Here is a 12907-nt window from a genome sequence, read left to right as displayed (position 1 = left end):
CGCGCCTCGCGCGCCCGGCGCGCGCCGAGGACGCTCGCGGCGCGCGGCCGGTAGAGCGTTTCGAGGTGGCCCTCAGCGAAGCCGAATGGCGCCAGCGTCTGAGCCCGGCGCAGTACGAGATCCTGCGTCGGGAAGGCACGGAGCGGCCGTATTCGAGCCCGCTCAACGACGAACACCGCGCCGGCATCTTCGCGTGTGCCGGCTGCGCGCAAGCGCTCTTTTCCTCGCGCACGAAGTTCGAGAGCCACACTGGCTGGCCGAGCTTCTGGACGCCGCTCGAGCGCGCCGTGGGCACACGCGCCGACCGGAGCTTCGGCATGGTTCGCACGGAAGTCCATTGCAGCCGCTGCGGCGGGCATCTGGGCCATGTGTTCGATGACGGTCCGAAACCGACCGGCCTGCGCTATTGCATGAACGGGCTGGCCATGACGTTCCATCCGCAAGCCGCCTGAACGTCCCCCCGCCACCGGACATCGGTGCGCCGCCGGGGCGCCTGTCCTCGAAAAACCACGCGTCGCCCACAAGAGGCGACGCCCCAAGGAGCGCTTCATGACCTTGCTCGTCCTCGCCTACCTCGGCGGGATTCTGACCATCGTCAGTCCATGCATTCTGCCGGTGCTGCCGTTCGTGTTCTCGCGCGCCGGCCAGTCGTTCTCGCGCAGCGTGCTGCCCATGCTCGCGGGCATGGTGGCGATGTTCGCCCTCGTCGCCACCCTCGCCGCCGTGGGCGGCAACTGGGTAGTGCAGGCGAACCAGTACGGCCGCTGGCTGGCGCTCGCCCTCGTTGCCCTGTTCGGCGCCACGCTGCTGTTCCCGAAGCTCGCCGAACGCCTCACGCACCCGCTCGTCTCGTATGGCGACCGTCTGTCGCAATCGGCGCGGGACCGCGCCGGCGAGGCTGCCGACGCCCGCGCACGGCCCGGGGCGTCGTTCCTGCTCGGCATTGCCACCGGCCTGCTGTGGGCGCCGTGCGCCGGGCCGATCCTGGGGCTGCTGCTCACCGGTGCGGCACTGCAAGGTGCGAGCATTGGCACGACGCTGTTGCTCGCCGCCTATGCCGCCGGTGCCGCCACCTCGCTCGCATTGGCGCTGCTCGTCGGCGGGCGCGTGTTCGTCGCCATGAAGCGCTCGCTGGGCGCCGGGGAATGGATACGCCGCGGGCTCGGCGGCCTGATGCTCGCCGGCGTTGTCGCCATCGCGCTCGGTCTCGACACCGGCTTGCTCGCCCAGCTCTCCACCGCTTCGACGGGCGGCATCGAACAGAAGCTCGTCGAACGACTGGGCACGCGACGCCATCCGGCGGACCCACCGCGAGGCGACACCCCCTCGAACGCCGGCGCGGATGCCCGCGCGAACGCCAACGCCGGCGGTGCCGCCATGGCCGCAGCTAACACCCAGAACGCCCTGAACACCGTGGACACCGTGGACGCCGCGAACGGTGCGATGGCGCGCACCGCTGCCGCGGCTGCCAACGCCGCACCGCTGCCGGTGGAGGGCCGGCTTCCCTCGCTCGACGGCGCCGTGCAATGGCTCAACTCGCCGCCGCTCTCGGCGCAGGCGTTGCGCGGCAAGGTCGTGCTCGTCGACTTCTGGACGTACTCGTGCATCAATTGCCTGCGCACGCTGCCCTACGTGAGAGCGTGGGCCCAGAAATATCGCGACCAGGGCCTCGTTGTCATCGGCGTTCACGCGCCGGAATTCGCCTTCGAGCGCAATATCGGCAACGTCAGGAAAGCGGTGGCCGACCTTGGCGTCAACTACCCGGTGGCGATCGACAACGATTACGCCATCTGGCGTGGCTTCAACAATCAGTACTGGCCGGCGCACTACTTCGTCGACGCGCAGGGCCGCGTGCGTTATCACCATTTCGGCGAGGGCAACTACGCCGAATCCGAGCGCGTGATCCAGCAGTTGCTGCGCGAAGCCGGCGCCACGCACGTCGCCGCCGGCCTTGCCGCGGTGCGAGCCGACGGCGTACAGCAGGCGGCCGACATGCGCGACGTTCGCTCGCCGGAAACCTACCTGGGCTATGCGCGCGCGGAGAACTTCGCGTCGCCCGGCGGCGCCGTGCGGGACCGGGCGAGCGACTATCGCGCGCCCACCTCGCCGTCGCTCAATGCCTGGGGGCTGGCCGGCAACTGGCGCGTGGGCCCCGAGCAGGCGACGGCAACGCAGGCCGGTGCTCGCATCGTCTACCGCTTCCACGCCCGCGATCTGCACCTCGTGCTCGGCCCGGACGCGAGCGGCAAGTCCGTGCGCTTTCGGGTGCGCGTCGACGGCGAAGCGCCCGGCGACGCTCATGGCGCGGACGTCGCCGCCGACGGCACGGGCACCGTGACTTCACAGCGCCTCTATCAACTGGTGCGCCAGCCCGGCGATGTGCACGACCGCACCTTCAGCATCGAGTTTCTCGATCCGGGCGTGTCGGCTTACGCCTTCACCTTTGGTTAAACGCACGGTATTGCCCGCCGCGCAAGGCTCATGAGCCGACTATCGTAGCTAACGAGGCGTCCGCCGACGCCGGGAGATTTCCAGATGAGACCCTTCGATCCGCTTCAATCGTCAGCGCCGTCCCCGGCATCGGGACCCGATCAGCGCCATCCGCAACCGTCGATGCACCGCAAGCCGCCTGCCCTGTCGCCTGCCCTGTCGCCTGCCCCCCGTGCCCTGCGCCGCGCGCTTCTCGGCGCCGCAGCGCTCGCGGCCGGTGTTCTCGCGTGGCAAGTCGGCGCGTTTGCGTCTGGCGGGTCCGAGCCGGCCGTCGTGATTGCGGCGCCCAAGCTCGACGAACCGGCCAGCGGCGCGCGCACCGAAACGGCGGTGTTCGCCGGCGGCTGCTTCTGGGGTGTTCAGGGCGTGTTCCAGCATGTGCGCGGCGTCACGCGGGCCGTCTCCGGCTACGCGGGCGGCACGGCTGGAACCGCTGACTATGAGACGGTGAGCAGCGGCACGACCGGGCACGCGGAATCGGTGCAAGTCACGTTCGATCCGCAACAGGTCTCTTACGGGAAGCTGCTGCAAATCTACTTCTCGGTCGCGCACGACCCGACCGAACTCAACCGGCAGGGGCCCGACACCGGCACGCAATATCGCTCGGCCGTCTTCCCCATGAGCGACGCGCAGCGCCGCGTGGCCGAAGCCTATATCGCACAGCTCGACGCCGCCCACGCCTACGGCAAACCGATCGCGACGAAAGTGGAGGAGTACACGGGCTTCTACCCCGCGGAGGCCTACCATCAGGACTTCCTCACCGAGCATCCGACGTATCCATATATCGTCATCAACGATCTGCCCAAGGTGAAGGCGCTCAGGCAGCACTTCCCTGCCCAGTATCGGGATACGCCGGCGCTGGTGAAAACGGCGTCAGCAAAGTGACGCGAGCATGAGGGGCGCACGCAGGACGGGCGCACGCAGGACGGGCGCATGCACGAGGGACAGCCGCCCCGCTCCTCGCTCCGTGCGCCTCGCGCTTCTCACTTCGGCGCGTCGGCGAGCTTGTAGACGCGCAGACGGTGACCATCGGGGTCGGACGCCACGAACGTGCGGCCGAAGTCCATCGTCGTCGGTGGTTGCAAAATCGTGATACCGCGGCGGCTCCAGTCCTCCCAGGTCGCGTCCACATGTGCATTGGACGCGACCGGCAGAACGACCTCGCTGCCGCCCGGCGGCGCAATCACGGTGGGCGCCACGCCGTAGCGCGCCCATAGTCCGAGCTTCAGGCCCGACGGGAAGACGAACAGCGCGAAACCGGGCGACGCCTCGACCGGCTCGAGATCGAACAGATCGGCGTAAAACGCCGCGCTTTCGGGGGGACTTGCCACATACAGAATGACCATGTTCGGGTGCAGCATGACGAAGCTCCTGTCGTTTTGAATGACTGACATGTCGCCGCCGGGCCGCCGTTCGCGGCGTCGCCGTGCGCTGTCATGAACGCCATCCTACGAAGGGATGCTGTCAGTTTTTGTCAGCAGTCGAACCTCGATGTGAAACGTCGGGCGGCATGCGCGGCGCCCGACCGGCACGCCGGCTCATTCGCGTCCCATCGTCTCGCGCCAGTGCTTGAGCAAGGCGCGTCGGCCGCGCGGATAGCGGATGTCGGTCACGGTCATCGTCTCGATGCGGTCGGCCCGGAAGTGACGGAACCCGTCGCGCAATTCACACCACGCGACGATCATGCGCACGCGTTCGAAAAAGCCCAGCGCGAACGGCCAGATGATGCGCTCGGACACGCGTCCCGCCTCGTCGCGGTATGAGAGCTGGAGCTTGCGCTCTGCGCGGATGGCCTCGCGGATCACGGTCAGATCGACGATCATCGGCGGCAGCGGATCGCCGGGTCCGATGAGCAGCGTCGACGTTTCGAGCGACGCCCGCAAATCGGGCGGCAGCACGGCCGCGATCTTGGCGAGCGCGTTGGCGGCCGCTTCGGCCAGCGCGCCGTCGGTGCGCCTGGCCACCCAGCGCGAGCCAAGCACGATGGCTTCGATCTCCTCCTCGGAGAACATCAGCGGCGGCAGCATGAAGCCCGGTTTGAGTACGTAGCCGAGTCCCGGCGCGCCTTCGATGTGCGCGCCCTGCGCCTGGAGCATGGCGATGTCGCGATACAGCGTGCGCAAGCTCACGCCGAGCGCATCGGCCAGCGCCGCCCCCGCCACCGGGTAGCGATGACGGCGCAGTAGCTGCATCAGGGCAAAGAGGCGTTGTGTGCGGGACATGGCGCGTCATTATGCGCCATGTCCGGGCGTGCGGCATGTCACGACGGGGCGTCGTGCCGACTTACTTCTGCCGCAGTTGCCGCACGATTTCCGAGTTCACGTCGCCCGGCTGTCCGCCGTAGGCCACTCGCAGGTAGTTGCTCAATTCCGCGATCTGGGCGTCGGTGAGGCGCTTGTCGAAACCGGGCATGTCCTGCATCGCTTCGAGGCCCGGGAATTTCTGCGGCTCGATGCCGTCGAGAATGGCCACGATCAGGTTGCGCGGGTCCTTCTGGCGCACCGTCGAGTTGCCGAGCATCGATACCGCAACGTGCGGCTTTCCCGTGCCGTCCGCCGCGTGGCAGCCCGCGCACACGGCGAGATACAGGTTGCGGCCCGCGGCGAGCTTGCTCGTGTCCGGACTTTGCGGCAGCGGCGAAGGCGCGGGCGGGGCGTCGCCGAGCAGGTAGGTCGACAGCGCGCGCAGATCATCGGGCGTGAGGTGTTGCGTGCTCAGATGCACGACAGGGTACATCTCGCCGAACGCCGAGCCCTGCGGTGCGATGCCCGTACCGAAGAACGTCTGCAGGTCCTTGACCGTCCAGCCGCGCGCCGCCAGCGCTTCGGGTGTCAGATCGGGCGCGGCGATACGGGCGAGTGCGGCGCCGCCGAGCGGCTTCGCACCGTCGAGCTGCCCGAAGGTGCCGCGCGGCGTGTGGCACTCGGCGCAGTGGCCCAGCGCGTTCGCCAGATAGCGCCCGCGCAGCCAGTCGGCCGACTGGCCCTTCGAGGCGTCGGGCAGCGAGTCCTTCAGAAACAGCCAGTCCCATGCGCGCATGCCGAAGCGCATGTTGTACGGGAAGGACAGCTCGTGCTTGCGGTTGGGCACCGCCGCGGGCCTCACCGACATGAGGTAGGCGTAGATCGCGTCGCTGTCCGCGCGCGTCATCTGCCGGTAGGACGTATACGGCATGGCCGGGTACAGCGTCTTGTCGGGTGCGACGCCCTCGTGCAGGGCACGATAGAAATCGTCGGACGTCCACTTGCCGATGCCATGGTCCTTGTCCGGCGTGATGTTCGTGCCATAGAACGTGCCGAATGGCGACTTGAGCGGCACGCCGCCCGCGAACGGTGCGCCGTCCGCACTGGTGTGACACGCCGCGCAGTCGGCCGCGCGCGCCAGGTACTTGCCGCGCGCGATCAGCTCGGACGGCGCTTTCGCGCCCGAGGGGGGCGCGCCGGATGCGCCGGATGCGTCGGATGCGCCGGGCGTAGCGGGCGAGGTGGCTGCCGCGGCAGACGCGCCTGGAGACGCCTGCGCCTGCGCGGCCGTCGCGCTCGTGACGAGCGAGGGCGTCATCGACGTCTTCGGTCTGGGCGGCTGGGCCGGCTCGGGAGGCTTGGGAGCGTTCGAGTCGTTGCACGCCGCAACGAGCAGCACGACGGCAAGGCTCGCGACGCGTGCGCTCCACCGGGTGGCGCGATGTCGGTTCATGACGTGCCCTCTCATTTCGCATCCTTCACGCAACCGGGCGTCTTGAGAATGACATCGCGCACGGCTTCGTAGTAACGCACGTAGCCGGTGCACCGGCAGATCTGGTCGTTCAGACCTTGCGTGATCGTGGCTTCGAGGTCGGCCCGCGCCACCGGCTCACGCTTGAGCCGCTCGATCAGTACCGTGGCCGCGTTCACGAAGCCCGGCGTGCAATAGCCGCACTGGAAGCTGAAGTGATCGAGAAACGCCTGCTGGATCGGCGTGAGCGTGAGTTTGCCGTCGGCGTCGCGCGTGGCGTGGCCTTCGACGGTGCGCACCGTCTTGCCGTCGAAATAGTTCGCCCCGGTGATGCAGGTGCGCACGGTTTCGCTGCTGCCGTCGGCGTGGTCGACGATCACCACGCACGCGTGGCAAATGCCCTGCCCGCAGCCCAGGCGCGAGCCGGTCAGGCCCAGCGTCTCGTGCAGGAAGTCGATCATCATCATGCCGGCCGGCACCTCCATGGGGCCATGGGATACGCCGTTCACCTTGACCGTCACGGGCAGCGTCTCCCACGGCTTCTTGCTCCCGCCCGGGCCTTGCGAGCCCTGCGTGCCTGGCGCGCCAGGCGGCCCGACCGGCGCCTGGGTCATGGGTTGGGCCGCCGGCGCCGACGCGGCGCTTGCCGCGGCCGGCGCCGAAGCGGCGTGGCCGCTATTGCTGCTATTGCCGTAATTGCCGGCATTGCCCGCCGGATTCGTGCTCTGTCCCGCCGCCGCGCTCCGGGCGTCCGACGCGGCCTGCGGCGCGCTCGTTGCGTCCGTCATGCCAGTACCTCCTGGATCTTCTCCGGTGTCACCGGCAAGTCTGTAAATCGGTGGCCGATCGCATGGGCGAGGCCGTTCACGATGGCGCCCACTACGGGGATCATCACCACTTCGGCAATGCCCTTGGGCACATCGGTTTCGGAGATCGGCGGCAGCACTTCGCCCGTCTGCGTCCACACCGCAACATCCACCGCGCGCGGCAAATGGTAACGGTTGAAGTTCCACGTGCCATTGCCGGGGCCGTCCTCGTAGAGCGGCAGGTATTCGTACAGCGCGTGGCCGATGCCCATCGCGAGACCGCCCTGCAACTGCCCCGACACCAATTGCGGCGAGATCTGGTTGCCGCACTCGACGATGGAGTGATGCGTGAGCAGCTCGACCTTGCCGCTCGCCTCATGCACGCAGAGCTCGACGAGCGTGCCCACGGCGCTGTAGTAGGTGACCGCCGCGTTGTTGCGCTGGACGGGGGGGTAGTACACCCGCTTGCGATCGAACACGCGGTAGCCGGTGCCCGGCGTGGGCGCCGTCACCTGTATGCCGGCGATTCCGGCGTGAGGCGACGGCGCGCCCCTGGCGCCCTGCGCCCCGCCGGCGGCGGCCGCGGCGAGCGCGGGCGACGCGGACTTTGCGGGCGCATTGCCGCTGCGCCGCGCACCGCGCGCGAGCGGCGTCTGCAGCGACTGCGCCTGGGCGGCGTCCGGGCTGCCCTCTCCATTGCCGCCCGCACTCCCATGGGCGCCCGCACCGCCCTTGCCGAAGCGCAGCGCGATACCGTCGACCGGCAGGCGCTGCGTCACCCCGTCGCCGAGATCCCAATCGGCCTCGGCCCACTGCCAGCGGTTGAACACGTGCACGGTCGCGCCCGTCGCGAGGCCGAGCTCATGCGCGGTCTTTGCCAGCAGCGGCAACGGCAGCGCCTCCAGCCCGGCGGCGGAGAGCTTGCCCTCGACCCAGCGCGCGTCTTCGGCGCGCACGACGAGCGGCGCCGCCTGACCGCCGCCCAGCCCGCGACGCCAGATCGACAGCGCCGCCGGCCACAGGCCCTGCAGAAACAGCAGACGGGCAGCCTCGCGCGTGCTGTGCGTGAAATAGAACGCCGAATTCGTCGCGCTCGAGGGCGACGCATATCCCGGCGACCACCGCGGGTTCGCGGCGAGCCTGTCCTGATCGGCCTGCGACATCAGGTACGGATCGCCGCTCGTCACGACCGGCAACTCCGGCCATTCGGTAATGCCGACGTGTACGTCCGTGGCCGGCATGCCGAGCCATTTCGCCACGGCCACGGCCTGCGACGTCGACGTGCCCGTGCCGATCTCGGTGCCGGTGTGGTGCAGCGAAATCTTGCCGGTCTCGTCGATCTCGACGCGCGCGAACGAGGTCTCGGCGCCCGTGCCGAAGTCCTTTTGCACGCACGCGAAGCCCACGCCGTAGCGACGCCCCGGGTGCGCCGCCTCGTATTCGGCCTTCTTCTTGTCGCGCCCGGTCCACAGCGGATGCGCCTTGGCACGCGCGAGCACTTCGTCCACTCGCACGGCGCCCGCCGGAATGGCGCCCTGCGTATTCTTCATGCCCGAGCGCAGCGCGTTCTTGAGGCGAAAATCGATCGGATCCACGCCGAGCTGTGCGGCGATTTCGTCGATCATCATCTCGGTGGCGGCCATCGACTGCAGCGTGCCGTAGCCGCGCGCCGAGCCCGCGTCGATGGCGCGCGACGCGATCGCCACGCTCGACAGGTCGCTGCGCGGGAAGTAGTAGATCGACTGCGCGGCCGTCGCGCCGACCATGGCAACCGACGGAGAAAAGTTCATGCGACCGCCGCCATTGCACTCCATGTCGCCGGCAAAGGCCTGCAGCAGCCCGCTTTCCTTGTCCACGCCAATGCGATAGCGCATGGTGAATGCGTGACGCTTGAGCGACGTCTGGAACTGCTCGTAGCGGTCGTTGGCGAGGCGCACGGGCAGGCCGTCGCCATACATCGCGGCGGCCAGACCGTAGTACGGCATGTTGTAGTGGTCCTTCGAGCCGTAACCGACCGTGTAGCACGGATAGACGATGAGCCGCTTGACCGGGAAATGCCCCTTCGCAGCCATCGTCGCCGCGTTCTCCGCGACTTCGGACGGCGACTGCGTAGGCACGACCATGTGCAGGGTCTGCGCGGCGGCGTCGTACCAGCAGTTCGCGTTGTCGGGCTCGAGCGCCGCCGTGTCGATCGACTGCGTCCTGTATTCGCGCGACATCACCAGCCAGTTCTCCGGCGGATGCGAAAGCGCCTCGCCGATCCTGGCCGCGTGCGCCATGCCCTGTTCGTCGAGCTTGCCATGGTCGTTGCCGTCGGGCCACACCGGCAGGTGCTTGCGCATCATGCTCGGGAAAATCGGCGCGTCCTTGAGGCTGGAATAGACGTCGTCGTCATAAGGCGTCTTGCCGCCCACGCGCACGTAGCGGAAGCTGCCCCACGGATCGCGCTCCAGCGGGCCGGTCACGTCGCCATAGCGAATGATCTCGTCGCGGAACTTGAGCCGGTCCTTGGCGAAGCGAAAACGCGTGAAGTCGCGATAGATCAGGATGGCGACCGCGTGGCCGAGATAGGCGGGCGTCTTGCCCACCGGCAGCAACATGTCGTCGCCATAGAACTCGGGGAACGCGAGACCGTCGCGCGCGAGATCCTCGGCCGTCACGATGCGATCGGGCTGCAGGCCGTCGTCCAGGCGCGAGAGGTCGAAGCCGAGATACGGCCGGTCGGCCAGCGTCGTGCGCAGCACGAAGGCGTGCGCCTGCTGCGCGGGCCAGCCGGGCATGTCGCGCGCGCGTATGTCGCGCGCGAAGATCTTCGCGCCGCTCACCTTGGCCGTGCCGTCGATGCGGAACCGGGCCTGGCCCTTGGCTGCGTCCCACGCCACCGGCGTGAGGTTCTTGTCCTCGAACAGCGCGGCAAACGCGCGGCTGCCCATTGGCGCGACGTACACGGAAATGCCGGCAACGACCGACGCTTTCAGAAAGCCGCGGCGCGACATCGACAACCCGGCGGACGTCTCGGCCTGCGGAGACGATCGGGGAGAGTCGGGGAATTCGGCAGCAGCGAGTGTGCGAGCGTCGTCGCTCGACACCGCCGCCGCGGGACAGTGTTTTCTTGGCAGGCGCGGCATATGCGTTCCGTCCGTCTTGTTTTGGGGGGACGTATCAGCAACACGAAGCGCGAACTCGCGGACCCGCGAACTGCTTGGCGACGATCACGGGGTCACACGACGTCGGAGACGTCGATGACCACGAGGCATGTTCACACTGCGTGACATTCACCTGCCGTGACGTGCTAGTGAAGTTCTATGGGACCACGCTTCATGAGTGACACCGGACGTTCCAAGGCTACACGCCGACCATGGGAATGACAAGGTTGGAGATGACGCACTGCGTGAGAAAGCGGCGTGCGCGCTGCGCGGGTGGCCCCACACGGCGGGCGAGAGCGACGGATATTCGCGTGGTGTGATGTTGGCCATGCCCAATGCGGAATGACGCTATATCCGAAACAATACAGCGTAGTCCTGAGTTTTGTGCAGTGCGTGCCCCTCGCTCAGTCGAGGCGCAATTCCATGCACGTCAGATCGAGCCAGCGACCGAACTTCGTGCCCACTTCGCCGAACGTGCCGACCACGCGAAAGCCAAGTTTCTCGTGCAGGCGGATCGACGGTGCGTTCTGCGCTTCGATGGCCGCGATCATCACATGCACGCCGACGGCGCGCGCACGGGCGATCAACTCGCGCATGAGCGTCTCGCCGAGGCCGGCGCCACGCGCGCGTCTGTCGACGTAAATGGAGTGCTCGACCGTGTGGCGATAGCCGTCGAACGCGCGCCAGTCGCCGAACGACGCGTAGCCCAGGACCTCGCCGTCGCGCTCGGCAACGATGACCGGGTAACCGCGCCTCGCGCGCGCCGCAAGCCACTCGCGTCGGTTCTCGATGTCGACGAGCACGTCGTTCCAGATGGCAGTGGTGTGTTCCACGGCCTCGTTGTAGATGTCGCGGATGGCGGCAAGGTCGGCGTCGGTGGCATCGCGGACGATGAGCTGGGCAGTCATGGGGACCTTCGGTGAAATGGGCGGGAAAGCGGCAACGATAGCATCGGGCAACGACAAAACGGACGACCATGGAGCGCACAGCAATATAGCGAACAACGACATGGCGGACATCGGCGAGCTCCAGTTTACTGGAAATTTATTTCCAGTAAACTGGACGACATGGACATCAATGAACGCATCGCCCGCCGTGTACGCGAGCTGCGCAGCAAGCGCGGCTACTCTCTCGATACGCTCGCCGAGCGCAGCGGCGTGAGCCGCTCGAGCATTTCGCTCATCGAGCGCGCGCAGACGAGCCCCACGGCCAACGTGCTCGACAGGCTTGCCACGGCGCTCGACGTCACGCTCGCTTCGCTCTTCGACGCGCAGACGGGTGAGGACGCGCCGCCCTCGCCCGTCTCCCGCCGCGCCGACCAGCCGGTATGGACGGATCCCGGCTCGGGCTACGTGCGGCGTAATCTGTCGCCGGCGCAGTTCTCGCCGATGCAGCTCGTGGAAGTGCAGTTCCCGCCCGGCGAGCGCGTGGCATACGACACGGGTGCCCGCGAGAACGAGGTGTGGCAGCAGATCTGGGTAATCGACGGCACCCTCGAAATCACGCTGGCCGAGACGACATGGCGGCTCGAGACCGGCGACTGCCTCGCCATGCGGCTCGACCAGCCAATCGGCTATCACAACCCCACAGCGGCGACCGTGCGCTACCTCGTCGGGCTCGTGACGCTGCCGTTCATGCCTGCCAGGAGAATCCCATGACGTCTACCATTGCCGTGCAACGCCTCGATGGGCCGCAGGCCGCCGCCGCCGTCGACGCCCTCGCCGACGTGCTGATCGATTGCGTGGAGGGCGGCGCGTCGGTGAGCTTCATGCTGCCGCTCGCGCGCGAGCGCGCCGTCGCGTTCTGGCGCAAGGTGGCCGACGGCGTTGCGCGCGGCGAGCGCGCATTGCTCGTCGCGCGACGCATGCGCGATGGCTGCGGGGCGCGGTCTGGCGCCGCGGCCGATGGTGCGTCCGATGGTGCGGCCGATGGTGCGGCCGATGGTGCGGCCGACGGGACGTTCGATGGAACGTTTGATGAGATGCGCGATGGCGAGATCGTCGGCACCGTGCAGCTCGTGCTCGATCTGCCGGAGAACCAGCCGCATCGCGCCGACGTGGCGAAGATGCTCGTGCACCGCTCGGCACGGCGCCAGGGCGTGGCGCTGCGGCTGATGCAAGCGCTCGACGCGGTGGCGCGCGCGCAGGGCCGCCACGTGCTCGTGCTCGATACGGTCACCGGCGGCGATGCCGAGCGACTCTACCAGCGAGCCGGCTGGCAGCGCGCCGGCGACGTGCCGAACTACGCCCTCATGCCCGACGGTGCATTCTGCTCGACGACGTTCTACTACAAGCACCTCTGAGGCGCGCGGGGGGCGCGAGCCCGGCTCGCCCCGAGCGCCGGGCGCAACATCTGGCACGTGAGCGCCAGGCAAGGCGCGTCAGCATAACCCCTCGGGTCCGAGGGGTATTCGCGGGCCGCGCAACGCCGACATTTCATATCGTCATCAGTCCTCCGGGTTCCCTCTTCGCACCTATGTTTCGGCGTCCGCAACGCTATCCTGGCGGCGCTCACCTTTCGAACGAGCCAAAGTAAGTGAGTGCAAACCCCGACATGGCGGGGCTCATGGCCTTCGACCGCGACTTCAAACGATCGTATAACTCAGTTCTCACTTCGGAAACCGAAAGCGTTGCGCGAAACCGAACGTCATTCTTGCGCCGCGCGCATGGCTGCCCCAACGCTGACGCGCCGTGGACGGTTTTCGGACGACGGACCGAAACTCGGTAAAATCCGCAGCGGCAGAAGGAGCAA

Annotated in this window: 11 protein-coding genes; 5 read left to right on the top strand and 6 right to left on the bottom strand. The window is 68.0% G+C overall.

The window, feature by feature from the left end; all coding sequences use genetic code 11:
- The 3 genes from msrB to msrA form a co-directional block, all read left to right on the top strand.
- On the top strand, nucleotides 1-452 hold a 452-nt coding region (gene msrB, locus PNO31109_RS21465; protein ID WP_150557467.1), incomplete at its 5' end, for a peptide-methionine (R)-S-oxide reductase MsrB.
- A gap of 97 nt (nucleotides 453-549) precedes the next feature.
- Nucleotides 550-2451 carry a cytochrome c biogenesis protein DipZ gene (locus PNO31109_RS21460; protein ID WP_150557466.1) on the top strand — a complete coding sequence of 634 codons (1902 nt, stop codon included), beginning with the start codon at nucleotides 550-552 and terminating at the stop codon, nucleotides 2449-2451.
- A 162-nt stretch (nucleotides 2452-2613) separates the two neighbouring features.
- Nucleotides 2614-3375, top strand: a complete 762-nt coding sequence (msrA, locus tag PNO31109_RS21455; RefSeq protein WP_150557473.1) for a peptide-methionine (S)-S-oxide reductase MsrA — start codon at nucleotides 2614-2616, stop codon at nucleotides 3373-3375.
- A 98-nt stretch (nucleotides 3376-3473) separates the two neighbouring features.
- On the opposite strand, the gene PNO31109_RS21450 is transcribed toward msrA, so the two are convergent.
- The 6 genes from PNO31109_RS21450 to PNO31109_RS21425 form a co-directional block, all read right to left on the bottom strand.
- Nucleotides 3474-3851 (bottom strand): VOC family protein, encoded by a 378-nt coding sequence (locus PNO31109_RS21450; RefSeq protein WP_150557472.1) that lies wholly within the window; start codon nucleotides 3849-3851, stop codon nucleotides 3474-3476.
- A 177-nt stretch (nucleotides 3852-4028) separates the two neighbouring features.
- Nucleotides 4029-4712 (bottom strand): helix-turn-helix transcriptional regulator, encoded by a 684-nt coding sequence (locus PNO31109_RS21445; RefSeq protein WP_150557465.1) that lies wholly within the window; start codon nucleotides 4710-4712, stop codon nucleotides 4029-4031.
- Nucleotides 4713-4773: 61 nt separating this feature from the next.
- Nucleotides 4774-6051 (bottom strand): c-type cytochrome, encoded by a 1278-nt coding sequence (locus PNO31109_RS21440; RefSeq protein ID WP_150557471.1) that lies wholly within the window; start codon nucleotides 6049-6051, stop codon nucleotides 4774-4776.
- A 146-nt stretch (nucleotides 6052-6197) separates the two neighbouring features.
- Nucleotides 6198-6992, bottom strand: a complete 795-nt coding sequence (locus PNO31109_RS21435; protein WP_370750495.1) for a (2Fe-2S)-binding protein — start codon at nucleotides 6990-6992, stop codon at nucleotides 6198-6200.
- Nucleotides 6989-10006, bottom strand: coding sequence for a xanthine dehydrogenase family protein molybdopterin-binding subunit (locus PNO31109_RS21430; RefSeq protein ID WP_150557469.1), 3018 nt, complete (start codon nucleotides 10004-10006; stop codon nucleotides 6989-6991). The genes PNO31109_RS21435 and PNO31109_RS21430 overlap by 4 nt, the downstream gene beginning before the upstream one ends.
- 554 nt (nucleotides 10007-10560) lie before the next feature.
- On the bottom strand, nucleotides 10561-11064 hold the full coding sequence (locus PNO31109_RS21425; RefSeq protein WP_150557464.1) for a GNAT family N-acetyltransferase: 504 nt from the start codon (nucleotides 11062-11064) through the stop codon (nucleotides 10561-10563).
- 159 nt (nucleotides 11065-11223) lie between these two features.
- Here PNO31109_RS21425 and PNO31109_RS21420 point away from each other — a divergent pair, with 159 nt between their 5' ends.
- Both PNO31109_RS21420 and PNO31109_RS21415 read left to right on the top strand, forming a co-directional pair.
- A complete protein-coding gene (locus PNO31109_RS21420; protein ID WP_150557463.1) occupies nucleotides 11224-11814 on the top strand; it encodes a helix-turn-helix domain-containing protein in 591 nt (196 codons plus the stop codon).
- The gene (locus PNO31109_RS21415) at nucleotides 11811-12458 is read left to right on the top strand and encodes a GNAT family N-acetyltransferase (protein WP_150557462.1); all 648 of its coding nucleotides are present in this window, start codon (nucleotides 11811-11813) and stop codon (nucleotides 12456-12458) included. Before PNO31109_RS21420 ends, PNO31109_RS21415 begins: the two co-directional genes overlap by 4 nt.
- Nucleotides 12459-12907: the final 449 nt, after the last annotated feature.

The sequence above is a fragment of the Pandoraea nosoerga genome (assembly GCF_902459585.1).
Taxonomy (GTDB): domain Bacteria; phylum Pseudomonadota; class Gammaproteobacteria; order Burkholderiales; family Burkholderiaceae; genus Pandoraea; species Pandoraea nosoerga.
This window is presented reverse-complemented; position numbering and strand designations above follow the sequence as displayed.

Coding starts and splice junctions, on each gene's coding strand:
- PNO31109_RS21415 (WP_150557462.1), top strand. CDS start 11,811: ATGACGTCTACCATTGCCGTGCAACGCCTCGATGGGCCGCAGGCCGCC.
- PNO31109_RS21445 (WP_150557465.1), bottom strand. CDS start 4,712: ATGTCCCGCACACAACGCCTCTTTGCCCTGATGCAGCTACTGCGCCGT.
- msrA (WP_150557473.1), top strand. CDS start 2,614: ATGCACCGCAAGCCGCCTGCCCTGTCGCCTGCCCTGTCGCCTGCCCCC.
- PNO31109_RS21440 (WP_150557471.1), bottom strand. CDS start 6,051: ATGACGCCCTCGCTCGTCACGAGCGCGACGGCCGCGCAGGCGCAGGCG.
- PNO31109_RS21425 (WP_150557464.1), bottom strand. CDS start 11,064: ATGACTGCCCAGCTCATCGTCCGCGATGCCACCGACGCCGACCTTGCC.
- PNO31109_RS21430 (WP_150557469.1), bottom strand. CDS start 10,006: ATGTCGCGCCGCGGCTTTCTGAAAGCGTCGGTCGTTGCCGGCATTTCC.
- PNO31109_RS21420 (WP_150557463.1), top strand. CDS start 11,224: ATGGACATCAATGAACGCATCGCCCGCCGTGTACGCGAGCTGCGCAGC.
- PNO31109_RS21450 (WP_150557472.1), bottom strand. CDS start 3,851: ATGCTGCACCCGAACATGGTCATTCTGTATGTGGCAAGTCCCCCCGAA.
- PNO31109_RS21460 (WP_150557466.1), top strand. CDS start 550: ATGACCTTGCTCGTCCTCGCCTACCTCGGCGGGATTCTGACCATCGTC.
- PNO31109_RS21435 (WP_370750495.1), bottom strand. CDS start 6,992: ATGACGGACGCAACGAGCGCGCCGCAGGCCGCGTCGGACGCCCGGAGC.